This window comes from Mesorhizobium sp. BH1-1-5 (assembly GCF_020165615.1).
Taxonomy (GTDB): Bacteria; Pseudomonadota; Alphaproteobacteria; order Rhizobiales; family Rhizobiaceae; genus Mesorhizobium.
The window spans coordinates 179369-197135 of the sequence record NZ_JAIUIM010000003.1 but is presented as its reverse complement, the minus strand read 5'-3'; the positions used below and the strand labels follow the sequence as shown (position 1 = coordinate 197135).

Genomic DNA, 17767 nt, shown 5'->3' with positions numbered 1-17767 from the left:
CGCCGAGCCACCTCTCCCCACTTCGTGGGGCGAGGAAAAGGGCGGCGCCATCTCCATCGACGCTTCCTACAATTTGAATTATCCTTCGCGCTAACCCACTCCAAGAACACTTCGCTAGGAATTCGGCTGTAGGGTGAGGGGTCGGTGTAGGATTTCCACGGCGCTGCTCGTCCTTCGGACGAAGCGCTGCAAAGAGCATGACAAGATCATGCTCCAACATAGTGTCAGTGCATGGCCGCGTAGGAGTTCATCATGGCGCCCAGGGCAAGTTGGAAAGGTTACCTCAAGCTCAGCCTCGTTAGCTGTCCGGTCCGGCTCTATCCGGCCACCAGCGCGAGCGAGCGGATCTCGTTCAATCAGCTGCACAAGAAGACCCACAACCGCATCAACATGAAGCCGGTCGATCCAGAGCTCGGCCTGATCGAGCGCTCGGATCTCGTGCGTGGCTACGAATATGAGGACAAGCAGTACATCATAATCGATGACGCCGACCTCGACGCGGTCCGGATCGAATCCAACCACACGATGAACATCGAGGCCTTCGTCGACGAGGGCGAGGTCGATGTCGTCTACCAGGACTCGCCTTATTACCTGGCGCCGGATGGCGCGATGGCGGAAGAAACCTTCGCGGTGCTGCGGGAAGCCATGCGCAAATCCGGCAAGCTGGCGATTGCCCGCCTGGTGCTCTCCAGCCGCGAGCGCGTGGTGACGATCGGTGCGCGCGAGAACGGCATGTTCGTCTGCACCTTGAGGAACCCCAACGAAGTGCGCGGCACCACTGAATATTTCGGCAACATCCCGGATGCCAAGCCCGACGCGGAAATGCTGCAGCTGGCCGAGGCCCTGATCAAGCAGAAGGAAACCCACTTCGATCCGAAGAACTACGAGGATCGCTACGAGGTGGCGCTAATGGCGATGATCCGCGAGAAGCTGAAAGGCCACAAGCCGATCATCGCCGCAGCACCCGAGCGCGGCAATGTCATCAACTTGATGGACGCGCTGAAGGCGAGCCTGTCGCAGCAGGCGAAGCCCCCGGCCAAGTCGAAGAGCAAGGCCGAGGAAGCGCCGGCCAAGCCCGCCAAGAAGGCGGCCGCGGGCGGCGCGGCTGAAAATCCGCTGAAGGCGAACCTGTTGAAGGCCGTCGGCAAGAGCAAGAAGTGAAGGGAAGTGCAGGGCCAGTGATCGTTCCCGGCGCCGTCTTCGGCGTCGTCGGCGCGCTGGCCGCCTTTCCGTTGCGCCTTGCCGCGCGCGAGGTCGAGCGCCGCCATGCGGAGCTCAGGCGCGGCGTCAGCCGCCGCACCAGCCACGTCGTCTTCGGCCGCGCGCTTCTCGCCAAGGCGGCGAAATCCGGCGACGCCGAGATCGAGCGCCGCGCGAAGGCCGAGCGCGAAGCTGGGCGCCAGCTTATCAGCGAGAATGGCTTCCTGCGCCTCCTTGGCCTGATGAAGGCGCCCGACGCCTCGTCGCTCTCCAGGCAATCGCTGATTGATCAGTCGCGACTGGCTGGCGCCGATCTCGACATGCTGTCGCTGTTCGACGCCTTCGAGCATGATGGCGAACCCTATTCCTTCCGCGACCTGATCCTGGCCCGCAAATATGCCGGGCTGATCACCAGCGGCGCGTCGTGGGGCGCGATCGCACGCTCGGTGCACCGCTCCGGCCCGGTGGCCTCGCTCACCGCCAAGTCGCTCAACCTTGGCTCGCAACATGGCCGCCCGGACGCGATCTATCTCGACGACGGCAGGAGCGAGCTCGACGGCCAATTGCTGTTCGACCTCGGCTCACCGGAAGACGACACGCTGGAGGAACTGTTCGCCGAGGCGGAAATGGCGGAAGAGGAGGGGCGCCACGACGATGCGGCAGCACTCTACCAGCGCTGCCTTGCGATCGATCCCAAGGATGCGATCGCCGCCTTCAACCGCGCCAACTGCCTGCGCGGCGCCGGCCGCGCTGCCGAGGCGGCGCATGACTATGCGCGGGCGATAAAACTCGATCCCGGCTTTGTCGAAGCCTGGTTCAACCTCGCCGGGCTGATGAGCGATGAGGGCAAGGTTGCCTCGGCAAGACGGCATCTGCAGAAGGCGATCGCGCTCGACAAGAGCTACGCCGACCCGGTCTTCAACCTCGCGCGGCTGGAATTCGATGCGGGAAATCTGACGGAGGCCAGGCGGCTGTGGGGGCGGTATCTGGAATTGGATGCGGACTCCGAATGGGCGAGGTTGGCGCAGAAGGGCATACAGTTCGTGGATTTGCACATGGCGAGGACGGCGGGGTGAGCGCCTTTTCCTTCTCCCTTTGTGGGAGAAGGTGGATCGGCGCGCAGCGCCGAGACGGATGAGGGGTGTTGGAGGGAATGAGACGCTGGTGATGTTGACGTGTACCGGTACATTGATGGGCGTGTACGCCAAGTTGGAGCATCCCTCATCCGTCGGAGCTTCGCTCGGCCACCTTCTCCCGCAAGGGGAGAAGGGGAGGTTGGAGCACCCATGACCCACTTCCTCTTCGACGGCTTCGACACAGCTGCCGTCACCATCCTGCTCGCGCATGGCGCCGGTGCTTCGATGGACTCGCCCTCGATGACCGCCACCGCCAAGGCGCTCGCAGCGGCTGGCTTCCAGGTCGCGCGCTTCGAGTTCCACTACATGGCGGCGCGCCGCTACGGCCACCGCAAGCCGCCGCCGCGCGCCGAGACGGTGAACCCGGAATATGTGAAGGCGATTGCCGATCTCCGCGCCAAGGGCGTGACCGGCAAGCTGATCATCGGCGGTAAGTCGATGGGCGGCCGCGTCGCCTCGATGGTCGCCGACGAGATGTACGCCAAGGGCGAGATCGCCGGCCTGGTCTGCCTCGGCTATCCATTCCATCCGCCCGCCAAACCGGAGCAATTGCGCACGAAGCATCTCATCGACCTGAAAACGCCGACGCTGATCTTCCAGGGCACGCGCGACGAGTTCGGCACCAAGGAGGAAGTCGCGACCTACGGCCTTTCCGACGCCATCGAGGTGGTTTGGCTGGAAGACGGCGACCATGATCTGAAGCCGCGCAGGGCGATCTCGGGTTTTTCGACGGCGGATCATCTGAAGACGGTGGCTGAGACTATAAAAGCCAAGCTGGCGCAGCCATCGGCTTCGTCATTCTAGGGCGGAGCAAGGAGCGAAGCGACGCGCGCAGACCCTAGAATCCATTCCGTGACGCCAGGCGTTGCAACGGTTCGGGAATTCTGCCCCGCCGCGTTCCACGGTGGTCGTCGCGGAATGGATCCTCGGGTCAAGCCCGAGGATGAGGAAGCGAGGGGCGGTTTCGGCATCCAAACATGAAACTCGCCACCTTCAACATCAACAACATCAACAGCCGGCTGGAAAACCTGCTCGCCTGGCTCGCCAAAGCAAAGCCCGACGTCGTCTGCCTGCAGGAACTCAAGTCCCGGGACACCCAGTTTCCGCTGACCCGCCTCGCTAACGCCGGCTATGGCGCGGTGTGGAAGGGCGAGCCGACCTGGAACGGCGTCGCCATCCTGGCAAGGGGCGCCGAACCGGTGCTGACGCGCGAGGCGCTGCCGGGCGACGACGCCGATCGCCAGGCGCGCTACATCGAGGCGGCGGTTGACGGCGTCGTCATCGCCTGCCTCTACGCGCCGAACGGCAACCCGCGGCCGGGGCCGAAATTCGACTACAAGCTCGCCTGGCACGAACGCTTCGCAGCACACGCCGGTGATCTCCTCGACACCGGCCTGCCGGTGGTGCTAGCCGGCGACTTCAACATCGTGCCCGAACCACGCGACATCTATGAGACCCGCTCCTATGACGACAACGCGCTGGTGCAGCCCGAAAGCCGCGCCGCCTTTGCCGCGCTGATCGAGCAGGGCTGGACGGATGCACTGCGCAAGGTTTTTCCCAGGCAAGAAAGACTCTATACCTTCTGGGATTATCGCCGGAACCGCTGGCCGCGCGATGCGGGCTTGCGGCTCGACCACATATTGCTGTCGAAGAAACTGGCGCGGAAGCTGAAGGGCGCGGGTATCGACCGCGAGGTGCGGGGAGGGGAAAACCCCAGCGATCATGCGCCGGTCTGGGTGGAGTTGGGATGAGATCCTTCCCTTCTCCCGCAAGGAGAGAAGGGAAGGCCGGCGCTGTCCCGCCAGCATCGCAATTCATCACAATGACTTGCGGCATCGATGTCCGACGCTAATCTGCTGAAAATTTGGAGGGGGTTTTCATGCTCGTGGTCTTGAACACTGATCTGCAGCCATCGCCTGCGCACCATGGCTGACGCCGCCCTCGTCGCCCTCATCTCGGCCCTCGTTTTTGCCGGCGCGATTGCCCTCATCGCGATCGCGCTGCGCTGGCGCCGCAAGCGCCGCAGGGCGCGCGGCAACCCCAATCCGGCCGGCGACTATGCGCATCGCGTCCATTGGGCGCCGACATCCGGCAAGCTCAACTTCTCGTCTTTCGTCTACATGGATGTCGACGGCGACGGCAGCTATGGCCAAGCCGACCGGCCGATGGCGGGCATCGTGGTGCGACTCTATGACGAGCGCGGCACTTTCCTTGCCTCGGCGCGTAGCAACGGTGCCGGTTTCGCCAATTTCTCGATGTCGTCGAAGCGCCGCAGCGCGATGATCCAGCGACCCGGAATCTACCGGTTCTCGGTCTCGGTGCCGCCCGGCTGGCGCGCGAGCAGTGCCAACCAGGACCAGGCAGTGCGCCTGCGGGACGCGCCTGGCTCCATGGTAGGCCTCGTCGGCGAGGGTTTGCCGAAACCGGTCGGCCTCGCGCCGGGGCGGACGGCGAGCGGCAGCACGCCGGTGGGGATGGAAGCGACGCTGTCGGTCATGGGCAAGGGCAAATTGCTCGAACGTCACGCGCTGCCTGCGGACGCAGCCTTCCGCTTCCCGCTGGGCGTCGATGCCGATGAAATCGTCATTGCCGGTTCCGGGCTCGACCGGTGGCTCAGGCTATCGGGTTATCCGATCGATCTCGGCCTGTTGGCGCCCGGCGCGCTCGCGCCCGACGCGTCGCTCAAGGCCATCGGCTTTGACGACATAACACCGCGCGGCCTGCGCAAGGTGCCGTCGGGTCACGCCGGGCTCGACTGGCACAATCTCAACGCCATGTCGCGCGATCACACCTCAAACAGCGAAGGCTATGTCAACGGCAACGTGTCGGGCGCCTACATCGCCTATACCAGCAGCGGCCATCCGGCCGAGTTCGGCCGCGCCACGCCCTTCGGCTTCCATTCGGCGATGCTGGCCGCGGCCTGGCTGGCTTCGGAAGGCGAGGTGGCACTGGTGGAAAGCTGGCTGGGGGAAGAGCTGATCGCCAGCGACGAAATCGCGCTGTCGGCGCTGGCGCCGGTCCACTACGCGCCTATGCTTAGGGCGGTGACGCGCATACGCATCTCCACCAGGCATCATTGGCAGGCCGTGTTGGACGATCTCATGCTTGCGCTCTGACGTCACCGGAACCGTGCCGGCGGACCGAGGCTTTGTGGTTGCCTTGGAGGGACATCATAGCCGGCGCGAAGCGGCAGCTATCGACCGCGAGGTACGGAGACGACCCTCCGTGATCATGCGCAATGCGGGTGGCGCATATACGCAAACCTTACAGGACGCCCAATAGGCGGAAATTGAAACGTAATCCCTGCGGCAGGGATTATCGAAAGACAGGTTAGGTGACTCGATCAGGGCGGGGGCAGAGTGGAGCCGTTACCGTTGACGAGCGACGGACCCGCTACCACCGCCGAAAGCTTGCCCTTGCGCATCAGAATCGGCTTCTCGTAAGTCTTCTTCATGCGAATTGCGCTCCTCGAAGATCCCAGCGGATAATCTCATATAAGCAGTTTCTGTCAAGCAAGCGGCCGTTCTGTTCCTGGGGACAGCGTTCTACTGGTGTAACCGCCGCTCAATAGTACGATGGTCGTGGCTGCCGGAGCCGAGTGCGAAAGATATCGCTCGGCGACCCTTGTGTGATGTCTTGCACTTAGCCTTGGCCGCAAGCTCGGCTAGGATGCAGGGGTTGTTATCGCCGCGGGTCGGGACGGCGGGGCTGTTGCGAGGCGGGGGGGAGACCGATGAGGAGATCGACCGACAGGCTGCTGGCGCTGGCGATGCTGATCGTCGGCATTGCCTGTTTCGCCAAGCTCTATCCGGTGCTGGGCGGCAGGCCGCTCGCGACGGCGCGCCTGGAAATCTTCGGCGTGGCTGGCGTGCTGTCGGTCCTTGCCGGGCTGCTTTTCCTTGCCGGCCTGCTGCCGGCGGCGGCAGGGCACGATCCGGCGGCCCCTTTGTTCGGTCGCGACGCCGAGATCGCTCCGGCCGGCCATCCGCGGTTGCGCCGCGCAGCGCTTGCTTTGCCGCTTTTGGCGCTGCTCGTCATCGTCGCCGACCAATTCGGCCCGTGGCGGACGGAAGAGTCTGGCAGCGAACCGGCGAAGGACGTCGCCATCGCGCCGACCGAGCCGGCGCCTCGGTCATCCGAGCCGAAGCCCGAGCCGGAGGCCAGCGCAAAGCCGACTTCGCCGGAGGCGAGCGCAAAGCCGGCCGCGCCCGCACCCGCTCAGGAAATGGCTGCGAAACCCGCGCCGCCCGCAGAGCCGGTCGCGGCTCCCGTCCAGCCGGCGCCGACGGCTGCCGCGCCGGCCGAGTCCGCGCCGCCGGAGCCTGCCCAACCGGCACAGCCCGTCCAGCCGACCGAGCAGACGGCGCTCGCGCCCGCAACGCCGCCGCAGACGGTGGCGCCGCCTCCGCCGGCGCCTCCTGCCCAGCCGACCGCGCCGCAGGGCCACCGCGATGCCGTCGTCTGGCTGGCGGTGTCGCCCGACGGCCACGAGATCATGAGCGCAAGCACCGACCGCATGATCAAGCTCTGGGACATCGACGGCAAGCGGCTGATCCGCGATCTGGGTGAGCACAAGGATATGGCGCGCAGCGCGCTTTTCATGCCCGACGGCAAGACCGCGCTCACCGCCGGCGACGACGGCGAGATCGTGCTGCGGCAGCTATCCGACGCCACGGTGCTGCACGTCTTCTCGTCTGGAGCGAATGGCGGCGTCAGGCAATTGAAGATCAGCCAGGACGGCAAGCTCGCTGTCAGCGGTCACGACACCGGTTCGGTGGTCGTCTGGGATCTGAAGAAGGGGACGGTAGCGCATGTGCTGCCGGGCCACGACTGGTCGGTCAGCTCCGTCGCCATCTCGCCCGACGGCACCAGGGCGCTCACCGGCAGCATCGACGGTGAGCTGAAGCTCTGGGATATCGTTTCGGGCAAGCAGCTGCGCAACTGGCACGGCCACGACCGCGGCGCTTATGGCGCGGTCTTCCTGGCCGACGGCCACCACGCCGTGACCGGCAGCGGCGACCACACGATAAAACTCTGGGACCTCGACAGCTTCAAGGAAGTGCGACGTTTCGAGGGCCATTCAGGCACGGTCTATGCGCTCGCATTGTCTTCCGACGGCAAACGGCTCGGCTCCGTCTCGCTCGACGGCACGGCGCGCGTCTGGAACATGGACACCGGCGCCGAGATCGCCGAATTCGACCCTGGCACCGGGCCGATATACTCGGTCGCCTTTGCCGCCGACGGGACGCTTTTGACAGGCGGCATCGACCGCACCATCCGCGACTGGCCGGCGGCGGGAGGTGATGGGAAGGTGCTGTTTCCGGGTGCGCCGGAATAAGCCTTTATCAGTTCCAAGGTTGTCGGATTCTTGGGTGGCCTCCTTGAGTTGGTCCTCCGGAGCGAAGCCTTTCCGCAAATATTCCCGAATGGGGAGACTTGCGCTATTGATTACTTGTGTCTGCAAATGGGTTGGGGACCTTGAGCAATTTCGAATGGCCGCCTAGGTCGCAAACCGCAGTCTATAGTCCGCGTCGGCCGCGCCCCGGGCCGGCGCTATGCCTCGCCTTAGTTGTGTTGGCTGGTTTCGTTCTGTTCGGTCCGGCCTTAAACTATTACCAGCAATGGTCCGCGATAAAAAAGGCGCGGGCGGCGAACCTGGCCAAGGACTATGCGGAAGAGTATCGCCAGCTTTCTCTACTGGCGGATACAGATAATCCCGACGGGCAATATAAACTGGGGGTTCTGTATTGGCAGGGCCTAGGCGTGGCGCAAAACCGGCAGCACGCTCTCGATTGGTGGCGCAAGGCCGCCGACGGAGGAAACGCCCAAGCGGCCTACGCCATTGGTCGCGCCTACTACGTCGGCGAAGGCGTGGAGAGGGACGACAAGGTTGCGGCGGCTTTTGCAAGAAACGCCGCCGACAAGGAAGACCCGAGCGGGCAGAGTCTGCTCGGTACGCTCTATGCGCGCGGCCACGGTGTCGATCAGGATTTCAACAAGGCTTTCGAATGGTGGATGAAGGCCGCTGCGCGTGGCCAGGTCGATGCGCAAGCCGCCATCGGCAATGCCTACGCGCTGGGCAGCGGGGTCGGCAAGGATGATACGCAGGCGGTTGTCTGGTACCGCAGGGCAGCCGAGCAAGGTTACATCCCGGCGCAGTCGGCGCTGGGCGATGCCTACTCGAAGGGCAAGGGTGTCGGCAGGAGCGATACAGAAGCCGCGTCCTGGTGGCTGAAGGCGGCTAACCAGGGCGACGCGTTCGCGCAGGCAAGTCTCGGGATTGCCTACTGGCAAGGCGCAGGCCTGGCTCGAAGCGAGGTCAATGCGATGCAGTGGTGGCTGAAGGCCGCCAGGCAAGGGAATGTAGCGGCCCAGCTATGGGTGGCCTACTGCTACGCCAATGGCAGGGGTGTGGCCCGAGATAGCAAAGCCGCCGAAAAAATGTGGTTGGAGGTGGCAAAGACAGGCAACGCCGACGCCGAGTTCAGCCTGGGCCAACTCTATTATCTCGGGGCGCTGGGAAAGCCGGACTACCCTGCGGCAGCCAAGTGGTTCCTGAAGGCGGCGGAGCACGGCAACGCGCAGGCCAAGACCTATATCGAACTCATGAAGCAGAACGGGCAGTTCGACAGCAAGACGCTGTGACTGGCATCGCTGGCGAGTGGCGAAAGCGATCGCTACATCGATCTCCCCTCTTGCGGGGGAGATGCCCGGTAGGGCAGAGGGGGGGTGACGGAACGCAACCTCTACAAGGAATTCGCCCGCCATTATGCCAACCCTCTACCTCGTCGAAGCTTCGATCGCCGACCTGCGCCGCGCGCTTGAACATGGAACCGTCACCAGCGTCGAGCTCACCGGCGCGTATCTCAACCGCATCGCGCACTACGACCGTCACGGCATTGCGCTCAACGCCGTGCCCATCCTCAACCCGAAGATGTTCGAGGAGGCGGAAGCGTCCGACTGGCGCCGGCGCGAGGGCAAGACGCTCGGGCGGCTCGACGGTATCCCTTACACCGCCAAGGACAGTTACAAGGCCAAGGGTCTGACGGTCGCCGCCGGCTCGCCGGCCTTCGAGCATCTTGCGGCGAACGAGGACGCTTTCACCATCGCCCGCCTGCGCGCCGCGGGCGCGGTGCTGATCGGCCTCACCAACATGCCGCCGATGGCCAATGGCGGCATGCAGCGCGGTGTCTATGGCCGCGCCGAGAGTCCGTACAACAAGGATTTCCTCACCGCCGCCTTCGCCTCCGGTTCGTCCAACGGTTCCGGCACGGCGACCGCCGCATCCTTCGCCGCCTTCGGGCTTGGCGAAGAAACCTGGTCGTCCGGCCGCGCGCCGGCTTCCAACAATGCCTTGGTCGCCTACACGCCCTCGCGCGGCGTGATCTCGGTGCGCGGCAACTGGCCCCTCGTGCCGACCATGGATGTGGTCGTGCCGCATACGCGGACCATTCCCGACATGCTGGAACTGCTCGACGTCATCGTCGCCGACGATGACGAGACGCGCGGCGATTTCTGGCGCGTGCAGCCCTGGGTGGCGATCCCGAAGGCCTCGGCGCTGCGGCCGGCGAGCTATGCCGCGCTTGCCGTGCAAGGCGCGCTCAAGGGCAGGCGGCTCGGCGTGCCGAAAATGTATATCGACAAGGATGAAGGTGCGGAGCGCCCGATCGAGACCCGCGCTTCGGTGCTTGACCTCTGGCGGCAGGCGGCGCGCGACCTCGGGGCGCTCGGCGCCGAGGTGGTCGAGGTCGATTTTCCCGTCGTGTCCAACTACGAGCGCGACCGTCCTGGCGCTCGCTCCATGGTCGATCGCGGGCTGGTGCCGGTCGAGTTTGCCGAGCGCGAGATCTGGGACCTGTCCATCTGGTCTTGGGACGATTTCCTGCGCGCAAATGCCGATCCGGCCATCCCCGATCTTGCTTCGGTCGACGGCGCAAAGATCTTCCCGCAGCCGCCGGGCACGTTGCGCGACGCCTATGGCGAGGCCGATTTCGATCTGGCGCAGTATGTCGAGCGGGCAAGGCGGAGCGTGGCGCCGCTTGCGGACATTCCAACCATCGAAGCGGGACTGAAAGGCCTGGAGGCGACGCGCCGCGCCGACTTCGAGGACTGGCTCGACGCCAATCGCCTCGACGCCGTGGTGCTGCCGGCGGTCGCCGACGTCGGTCCGGCCGATGCGGACGTCAACGAGGCTTCCGCCCGGCTCGCCTGGCGCAACGGCACCTGGGTCGCCAACGGCAATCTCGTCTGGCGCCATCTCGGCATCCCGACGGTGACCGTGCCGATGGGCGCCATGGCCGATATAGGCATGCCCGTCGGCCTGACCTTCGCCGGCAAGGCCTATGACGACGTGGCGTTGCTGACGATCGCCGGCGATTACGAGCACGCCACAAGGCGCCGCACCGCTCCGCCGCGCACGCCGCCGCTGGCCGACGATGTGTTCGAGCGCAAGGACCCGCCGGCCGGCGATGCTCCGCTCACGCTGGCGCTCACCGCTGAGACGACGCGATCCGGCGGCACCGACGAGATCGCGATCGTGCTGGAAGTCGGCGCGGACGAGCCGGCCAAAGTGAAAGTCCACGTCAACGGAGAGCCTGTCGTCATGCAGGCGGATGGCAATCGTCAGATCGGTCGGGTGGTCGTGCCGGCATCGACGCATCAGGGCTTCCACAGCGTCTGGCGCGGCGCCTATGGCTCGATCGTCACGGCCATTGCGCGCCTGCCCGACGGGCACTGTAAGGGAACCTTCACGATCACTGGCGGGATCGGGTGACAGGCCACCACCGATCTGGCAGAGTGACGATGCGAGGCCGGGCTGGTCTGTACCTTTTACTGCTCGGGAGGGGATACTTTGCACGCTTGCGGATCAGTCCGTTCGGGGGCCGGGCTTCGGTCGAAGCCGATCCGCGCCGCCTTGGCATTGATAGGACTTGCGCTGGCGCTTGACGGCTGCGCCAGTCCCAAGGTTATCGACAGCGCGGTGCCCCAGGCTGCCGCTCCGAAAGCCGCCGCACCGAAGCCTGCTAACGTGGCGGTCGCCTCGCCGGCTGCTCCACGGGCGGCGGAGCCGGTTGTCGCGTCCGAGCCGTCCTGCACCGACCAGTGGAAATCCCACGGTCATACCACCCAGCCGGAGGCGCAGGCCTTCGCGAAAAACTGCCTTGCGGGGCAGGGCGCGGTGGCAAAAATGGTCGACCACAAGACCGTGACGCGCAAGCTGGCCTATCTGGTCGATGCCGAAAAGCCGCTGAGCGGTCTCGAGCCTTCCGACATAGGGGTTTTCTGCCCAGGCTATCTGCGGCAGGATCGCGGCAGCCGCGCCGTGTTCTGGCGTACGCTGCTTGCCGACCTGGTCAGCGCCGAATCCGTCAACAGCAGCTCCGCCGCCTATTGGGAAGAGGACCAGGACCAGTATTCGATCGGCCTGCTGCAACTGTCGCTTTCGGACGAGCAGAGATACCATTGCGGCTTCAAGTCGGAGGTCGACATCACCGATCCCGACCGCAACCTCGCCTGCGGCGTCAAGATCGTGACGATGCTGGTCGGCGCCGACGGCGCGCTGGGCGGCGGCGAGGGCACCGAGATGAAGGGCATCGGCGCCTACTGGCAGAATTTGCGACGGCCTTCGGAAGTGCGCGGCAAGCTGATCGCCGCCACCCGCGCGATCCCGCAATGCGTGGCCGATCCAAGGAACGCCTGAGCGGCGGCAGCTATTCCGAGCTACCCACCAGGTCGACCACCAGCGCCGCCACCCCAAACACTGCGCCGGTGGCGCACACCGCGTTCCAGCCGCCCCAGGCCCAGGCGAGGCCGGCCAGCAGCGAGCCGATCGCTCCGCCGATGAAGAAGATGCCGACGAACAGCCCGTTGATGCGGCCGCGCGCCTTCGGCTGCAGCAGGTTCACGGCGCGGCGGCCGAGCGTCTGATCGCCGGTGACGCCGATGTCGAGCAGCACGGCGCTGACGCCCATGAGGATGAGCGGCAGCCATGCGCCGCCGGCCTTGGCCGCGCCGGCCCCCACGCCGGCCCACGCGGCGACGCCGAGCGCCGCGATTAGCAGGATATGGCAGAGGATCGTTGCCGGGCGCGTAAAACCGCGGTCGCCGGCGCGGCCGAAAATCGGCGTCACCGCCGCACCTCCGGCGCCGACCAGCGCGAACAGCGCAATGCCTTTCTGGCCGAGGTCGAAAGGCGATGCCGAGAGGCGCAAAGCCACCGCCGTCCAGAACACGCTGAAGGCCGCCATCACCAGGCTCGCGGTGAAGGCGCGGCGACGCAGCATCGGCTCCTGACCCAGAAGCCCGATCAGCGAGGCGATGAGCGCGGCGTAGCTCGCATGCGCCGGAGGCCGCCGCCTTGGCAGCGTCAGGCCGAGCAGGACGGCAAGCAGCGCAAGTGCCGCGGCGCTGATGCCGTAAAAGGCGCGCCAGCCGAAGGCGTCGGCGACGATGCTGGCAATCGGACGGGATAGGAGGATGCCGATCATCAGCCCGCTCATCACGTCGCCGATGACGCGCCCTTCCTGTCCCGGCGGCGCCATCGAGGCGGCCACCGGCACCAGCACCTGAATGCAGGAACAGGCGGCGCCGAGCACGAAAAGCACGGCAAGCAGCGAGGCGGCGGACGGCGCGAATGAAGCCACCGCGGCGGCGAGCGCGGCCGCGCACAGCATGCGCAGCACCAGCGCGCGATTCTCGACCAGGTCGGACAGCGGCACCAGGAAGAACAGCCCGGCCGCATAGCCGAGCAGCGTAGCCATCGAGACCAGGCCGCTTTCCGATGCCGCGGCACCCAGCGATGGGCCGATCAATCCGACCAGCGTCTGGGGCGCGAACAAGTTTGTGACGATGATGCCGACCGAGGCGGCGAACAGCAATGTCTGCGAGCGGGTGATGGCGCCGCCGGCAGCATGCGACGGCTGTTCCACGAAGTCGGCCGCCGCGACCCGGGCGTTGTCTGTTCCGTTCATGGCTAGCCTCGCTGTCCGCATATTCGAACGGGACTTTATTCGGACCAGCTATAATGCTACAATTGAAATGATATAATAATGATTATGCGAGTTACGCATGAATATCCATGACCTCGAAGCCTTCGTCGCCGTCGTCGAGACCGGCTCCATCGTCGGCGCTTCGGCCAGGCTCAACCTCACCCAGCCTGGCGTGACGCGCCGGGTGCAGAACCTCGAGCAGCAGTTGGCGACGCCTTTGCTCGACCGCCAGTCGAAGCCGCTGAAACCAACCGCATCGGGCCGCGAGGCCTATGAGCATGGTCGCCGCGTGCTGCGCTCGCTGGACGATCTGAAGGCGGGCGTCTCGCCGGCGGGCGAGGTGAGGGGCGAGTTCCGCCTCGGCATCATGCCTTATCTATCGACCAGCGCGCTGTCCGAGCCGCTCGACAGTCTTCGCGCGGCCTTCCCGCAACTGACGCTGAAGATCACCTCCAGCCTGTCGCCGCGCCTGGTGGAGCAGGTGCTGCACAGCGAGATCGACGCCGTCGCGGTCTGCCTCGCCGAGGGTGTCGCGCCGCCGCCCGAGCTTGTCGGCGACGATCTCGGCGTGCAGGCGGTGCTGCTTGTGGCTTCGCCAAGCCTCGGCGTGCCGAAGCAGGCGGAGCTCAACGATCTCGCGCGCTATTCCTGGGTGCTCAACGAAACCGGCTGCGGCTTCCGCGCCTTCATCCGCCATCGCTTCGAAGTGGCGCGGTTGCCCTTCCATGTCGGCGTCGAGGCGCAGGGTGCGGACTTGCGCATGTCCCTGGTGGCGCGCGGTCACGGCATCGGGGTCGTCACGCCCGGCGCGTTGTCGGGCAGCCAATGGCGCGACGCGGTCGAGGTGGTCGACTGCCCCGGTTTCAAGCCGCAGGTGCGCTGCTGGCTGCTGCACCGCCCGCCGGCCGGCAGGTTGGCGCGCCCGATCGCGGTCTTCCGCGATGCGCTGGCCGAGGCGCTGAAGGGCCCGATGCCGCTGATGTCCTAAAAGCCAGGCGCCTTATCTTCCCCCCGATCGTGGAAAAAGCGATTTCAACATCTTGGCAAAGCTAAGTGTTAGAGACTGCCAGAGGGAGTGGACTGCGCCGTCCTTCGAGTTCGCTATTTCCGGGTCTTGCGATTGGGGCAGGGAAGCGAGCCGCGAATCCCAAAATTTCTGCTGCATGGAAACGAACACGGGCATCACATCATAGCCATCGTCAAATATATTGACTAAGTCGCTCTCTTGGGACGCTCCCCCGTTTTCACCTTGCAGACCACCAATCCACGGCTCATCTCCGTCACGGTGCCTTCAGGGAAAACATTGGCGCTCGCGCCATAACAAAAGGGCAGTATTCCGCCCACTTCTAGCTGCTTGCGGATTTGGCACAGGGCTTCGAAATAGTCGTCTTCTTCAGCAGCGATGACTTTGTTGCAATAGCTGCAGGTGAGCCTGCACCGGGTTCCCACATTATGCGGCGTGAACACCGCCTGCTCGTCACCTCCCGTGTCTCCTCCGATCAGGAACACGGTGTATTGTTCATCCATTGTCATCCCCCGATCTCTTGGCCATCTTAGTTGTGATGATTTATGAGTACAACTGAAAATTGTAGTTGCGCAAGTTGCTGCTTGCTGGTTCCTGGCCTTGTCCTTGACCAGCCTCTCACCCACGCTATCTTCGCGCCATGCCAAAGACAGCCCCTTCCAGCGCCGCACCGCTGATCGTCATCGATCTGCAGACCAATATGTTCGACGGCCGTTTCGAGCCGCCGATCCATGACGCCGACAGGATCGCCGAGCGTGCCGGCCGGCTGATCGGTTGGGCACGCCGTTCTGGCCGCAAGGTGGCCTTCATCCGCCATGACGGGCCGGAAGGCGATCCGCTGGCGCCGGGCGCCTCCGGCTGGCCGGTATGGCCGCAACTCGGCCAGACGGCCGACGAGCCGGCATTCGGCAAAAGCGTCGGCAACGCCTTCTCCAACCCCGACCTGGCCGAATGGGTGGCGGGGCAGGGCGCGAAGGGCGTCGTGCTTCTTGGCGCCCAGACCGATTTCTGCGTCGCCGCCACGGTGAAGGGAGCCTTTGCCGAAGGGCTCGGCGTCACCGTGGTCTCCGACGCGCATTCGACGCTGGACAGCGACAAGGAAAGGGCGCCCGACATCATCGCCCGCCACAACGAGGCATTCGAGGGGCAGGGCGTCCGGATGGCAACGACGGCGGAGTTGGTCGAAGGCTGAGCGCGCCTTCTCCTTCTCCCACAAGGGGAGAAGGGACAAATCCCAACCCAAGGAGCCCATCTTGCCCACTCTCGCTCTCCCCGCTGAAGGAGGCTGCCGCTGCGGCCGCGTGCGCCTGAAGATTTCGGCGAAGCCGCTGCTCACCATGGCTTGTCACTGCACCGGCTGTCAGTCGATGTCGTCCAGTGCCTATTCGCTGAGCGCGGCGATCCCCTCGGAAGGCTTCGAGGTGACAAAGGGCGAGCCGGTTGTGGGCGGCCTGCATGGCGCGTCGAAACATTATTTCTGCGGCTACTGCATGACCTGGATGTTCACGCGGCCGGAGGGGATCGACTGGTTCGTCAACCTGCGCCCGACCATGCTCGACGAGCATGCCTGGTTCGCGCCCTTCATCGAAACCTGGACCAGCGAGAAATTGCCCTGGGCAGCGACATCGGCGGTGCACAGCTACGAAGCGCTGCCGTCCTTCGAGGAATATGAGCCGCTGGTCGCCGAATACGCCGGCACGCAAGGCTGATCAAAAGCAGGGCCGGTCAAAAAACGGCGACCTGGGCAAGGTCGCCGTTGCCATTTCCGTTCATGGTCGACGCGGCCGTTGGGGGCGCATTGTTGGGGATGTGCTTGGGCGTCCGCGTCGACCACGGCGGCCTCATACCGCAGACTTCACCATGGCACATTTGCCGCCCGCTGAAACTTCCGCGAAAACGGTATATGGCGGCGGTTGCACCTGCCTTCCTCCGCACGGAGGAGAAAGCAAGGGTGAAACAGTTTCTATCCCTTGCCGCATTGACCTCGTCCGCCCGACCGGCGACGACTGACGCTTTCCTTTCAATGGATTGCACCGTGGACCAGACTCATTATCTCAACGCCAGGCTCGCCGACGGCATGGTCGCTGACCTCACCGTAGCCGACGGCCGCTTCAGCGCCATCGTGCCTGCAACCAATACGGTCACGCCGCCCTCCGGCGCCATCGACCTCGCCGGCCAGCTCGTGCTGCCGGCCTTCGTCGAGGGCCATATCCATCTCGATACCTCCTTCTATGGCGACGCCTGGCGCCCGCACATTCCCTGCACCAACGGTTTTGACGTGCGCGAGCGGGTCGCCTTCCAGATGAGGAACCTCGATCAGGCAGCGCCGATGGCGGAGCGCGCGAGAAACCAGCTCGAGCTCTGCGTCGGCAATGGCAGCCTTTCCATGCGCAGCCATGTCATGGTCGACGCCGCGGTCGGCTTGAAGCATGTCGAGACGATCCTTGGGGTACGGGAGAAATACCGCGACCTGATCGACATCCAGCTCGTTGCCTTCCCGCAGAGCGGCATCCTGTCCTCGCCAGGCACCGCGGAGGTGCTCGACGAGGCGTTGAAGCTCGGCTGCGACCTGATCGGCGGGCTCGACCCGGCAAGCTTCGACCGCGACGTGAAGGGCCATCTCGATGTCGTCTTCGGCCTTGCCGAAAAGCACGGCGCCGGCGTCGACATCCACCTGCATGACCGAGGCACGCTCGGCCTGTTCGAGATCGAGGAAATAGCGGCCCGGACCAAGGCGTTGGGCATGCAGGGAAACGTCGTCATCAGCCATGCCTACGGGCTGGGCGACATTTCCGCCGACACGCTGGCCGGCGCGGCCGAGCGGATAGCCGCCGCCGGCGTCGCCATCATGACCAACGCGCCCGGCGATCATCCTTTTCCGCCGGTGGCGGCGCTGCGCAAGGCCGGTGTCACCGTCTTCGCCGGCTCCGACAACATCCGCGATTCCTGGTGGCCCTATGGCGATGGCGACATGCTCAATCGCGCCAACATGATCGGCTACCGCTCCGGCTTCTACGAGGACTGGGAACTGGAAGCGGCTTACGACGTGGTGAGCCATGCCGGCGCCAAGGCGCTGGGGCTCGAAGGCTACGGCATCGCCGTCGGCGCCAGGGCGGATTTCGTCACGCTGAAGGCCGAGCATGTGCCGGAAGCGGTGGTGGCGGTGCCGAAGGAGCGCACCGTCTATCGGGCGGGCAGGGATGTGGCGCGGAGTGGCAGGATAAGCGCAAAATCTGATTGAATTAGCAGGCTCTCGTTTGTTGCCGAGCTACAACTAACGCCATCCAAAAGGTCTTTGCAGAAGTCTTTTTGATTACGCGGCATGATCCGCATTGTGGTATCGATATACGGTCGATCGATGCGGGGATATTCATGAACCTGGCGCTGCTTTGTTCGGTTGCATTTTTGGCAGCCTCTTC

The 17767-nt window shown here is 65.0% G+C and carries 16 protein-coding genes; 13 read left to right on the top strand and 3 right to left on the bottom strand.

Annotated elements, in window-relative coordinates; genetic code table 11:
* Positions 1–252 precede the first annotated feature (252 nt).
* From LB572_RS05465 to LB572_RS05445, 5 genes are all read left to right on the top strand, one after another.
* Complete coding sequence (locus LB572_RS05465) at positions 253–1161, top strand: Ku protein (RefSeq protein ID WP_140807099.1); 909 nt, start codon at positions 253–255, stop codon at positions 1159–1161.
* A 17-nt stretch (positions 1162–1178) separates the two neighbouring features.
* A complete protein-coding gene (locus LB572_RS05460) occupies positions 1179–2276 on the top strand; it encodes a tetratricopeptide repeat protein (protein WP_412033538.1) in 1098 nt (365 codons plus the stop codon).
* A gap of 210 nt (positions 2277–2486) precedes the next feature.
* Entirely contained in the window at positions 2487–3140 is a 654-nt protein-coding gene (locus LB572_RS05455) for an alpha/beta fold hydrolase (protein ID WP_224666996.1), read from the top strand.
* Positions 3141–3313: 173 nt separating this feature from the next.
* The gene (gene xth, locus LB572_RS05450; RefSeq protein ID WP_140807097.1) at positions 3314–4087 is read left to right on the top strand and encodes an exodeoxyribonuclease III; all 774 of its coding nucleotides are present in this window, start codon (positions 3314–3316) and stop codon (positions 4085–4087) included.
* Positions 4088–4261: 174 nt separating this feature from the next.
* A complete protein-coding gene (locus LB572_RS05445; RefSeq protein ID WP_224666995.1) occupies positions 4262–5452 on the top strand; it encodes a hypothetical protein in 1191 nt (396 codons plus the stop codon).
* Between the two features lie 227 nt (positions 5453–5679).
* Here the strand turns inward: LB572_RS05445 and LB572_RS05440 are convergent, their stop codons facing one another.
* Positions 5680–5790 (bottom strand): putative RiPP precursor, encoded by a 111-nt coding sequence (locus LB572_RS05440; protein ID WP_140807095.1) that lies wholly within the window; start codon positions 5788–5790, stop codon positions 5680–5682.
* 279 nt (positions 5791–6069) lie between these two features.
* Between LB572_RS05440 and LB572_RS05435 the strand changes: the two genes are divergently transcribed.
* The 4 genes from LB572_RS05435 (at position 6070) to LB572_RS05420 (ending at position 12036) form a co-directional block, all read left to right on the top strand.
* Entirely contained in the window at positions 6070–7674 is a 1605-nt protein-coding gene (locus LB572_RS05435; RefSeq protein WP_224666994.1) for a WD40 repeat domain-containing protein, read from the top strand.
* A 236-nt stretch (positions 7675–7910) separates the two neighbouring features.
* Complete coding sequence (locus tag LB572_RS05430; RefSeq protein ID WP_224666993.1) at positions 7911–8981, top strand: SEL1-like repeat protein; 1071 nt, start codon at positions 7911–7913, stop codon at positions 8979–8981.
* 124 nt (positions 8982–9105) lie between these two features.
* Positions 9106–11109, top strand: a complete 2004-nt coding sequence (locus tag LB572_RS05425) for an amidase (protein WP_224666992.1) — start codon at positions 9106–9108, stop codon at positions 11107–11109.
* Between the two features lie 141 nt (positions 11110–11250).
* Positions 11251–12036: a hypothetical protein gene (locus tag LB572_RS05420; protein ID WP_224666991.1), complete on the top strand. Its 786-nt coding sequence runs from the start codon at positions 11251–11253 to the stop codon at positions 12034–12036.
* Positions 12037–12046: 10 nt separating this feature from the next.
* On the opposite strand, the gene LB572_RS05415 is transcribed toward LB572_RS05420, so the two are convergent.
* On the bottom strand, positions 12047–13306 hold the full coding sequence (locus LB572_RS05415) for an MFS transporter (RefSeq protein ID WP_224666990.1): 1260 nt from the start codon (positions 13304–13306) through the stop codon (positions 12047–12049).
* A 97-nt stretch (positions 13307–13403) separates the two neighbouring features.
* Here LB572_RS05415 and LB572_RS05410 point away from each other — a divergent pair, with 97 nt between their 5' ends.
* A complete protein-coding gene (locus tag LB572_RS05410; RefSeq protein WP_224666989.1) occupies positions 13404–14312 on the top strand; it encodes a LysR family transcriptional regulator in 909 nt (302 codons plus the stop codon).
* A gap of 224 nt (positions 14313–14536) precedes the next feature.
* Here the strand turns inward: LB572_RS05410 and LB572_RS05405 are convergent, their stop codons facing one another.
* Positions 14537–14851, bottom strand: coding sequence for a hypothetical protein (locus tag LB572_RS05405; protein WP_224666988.1), 315 nt, complete (start codon positions 14849–14851; stop codon positions 14537–14539).
* A 137-nt stretch (positions 14852–14988) separates the two neighbouring features.
* Here LB572_RS05405 and LB572_RS05400 point away from each other — a divergent pair, with 137 nt between their 5' ends.
* The 3 genes from LB572_RS05400 to LB572_RS05390 all read left to right on the top strand — a co-directional run bounded on the left by LB572_RS05400 (position 14989) and on the right by LB572_RS05390 (position 17589).
* On the top strand, positions 14989–15540 hold the full coding sequence (locus LB572_RS05400) for an isochorismatase family protein (protein WP_224666987.1): 552 nt from the start codon (positions 14989–14991) through the stop codon (positions 15538–15540).
* 61 nt (positions 15541–15601) lie between these two features.
* Entirely contained in the window at positions 15602–16057 is a 456-nt protein-coding gene (locus tag LB572_RS05395; RefSeq protein ID WP_140807087.1) for a GFA family protein, read from the top strand.
* A gap of 326 nt (positions 16058–16383) precedes the next feature.
* A complete protein-coding gene (locus tag LB572_RS05390; protein WP_412033536.1) occupies positions 16384–17589 on the top strand; it encodes an amidohydrolase family protein in 1206 nt (401 codons plus the stop codon).
* Positions 17590–17767 lie beyond the last annotated feature (178 nt).

What these genes read in the sequence shown, in the direction of transcription:
- LB572_RS05440 (WP_140807095.1), bottom strand. Translation starts at nt 5,790, where the DNA reads ATGAAGAAGACTTACGAGAAGCCGATTCTGATGCGCAAGGGCAAGCTT.
- LB572_RS05455 (WP_224666996.1), top strand. Translation starts at nt 2,487, where the DNA reads ATGACCCACTTCCTCTTCGACGGCTTCGACACAGCTGCCGTCACCATC.
- LB572_RS05400 (WP_224666987.1), top strand. Translation starts at nt 14,989, where the DNA reads ATGCCAAAGACAGCCCCTTCCAGCGCCGCACCGCTGATCGTCATCGAT.
- xth (WP_140807097.1), top strand. Translation starts at nt 3,314, where the DNA reads ATGAAACTCGCCACCTTCAACATCAACAACATCAACAGCCGGCTGGAA.
- LB572_RS05405 (WP_224666988.1), bottom strand. Translation starts at nt 14,851, where the DNA reads ATGGATGAACAATACACCGTGTTCCTGATCGGAGGAGACACGGGAGGT.
- LB572_RS05410 (WP_224666989.1), top strand. Translation starts at nt 13,404, where the DNA reads ATGAATATCCATGACCTCGAAGCCTTCGTCGCCGTCGTCGAGACCGGC.
- LB572_RS05425 (WP_224666992.1), top strand. Translation starts at nt 9,106, where the DNA reads ATGCCAACCCTCTACCTCGTCGAAGCTTCGATCGCCGACCTGCGCCGC.
- LB572_RS05435 (WP_224666994.1), top strand. Translation starts at nt 6,070, where the DNA reads ATGAGGAGATCGACCGACAGGCTGCTGGCGCTGGCGATGCTGATCGTC.
- LB572_RS05465 (WP_140807099.1), top strand. Translation starts at nt 253, where the DNA reads ATGGCGCCCAGGGCAAGTTGGAAAGGTTACCTCAAGCTCAGCCTCGTT.
- LB572_RS05415 (WP_224666990.1), bottom strand. Translation starts at nt 13,306, where the DNA reads ATGAACGGAACAGACAACGCCCGGGTCGCGGCGGCCGACTTCGTGGAA.
- LB572_RS05445 (WP_224666995.1), top strand. Translation starts at nt 4,262, where the DNA reads ATGGCTGACGCCGCCCTCGTCGCCCTCATCTCGGCCCTCGTTTTTGCC.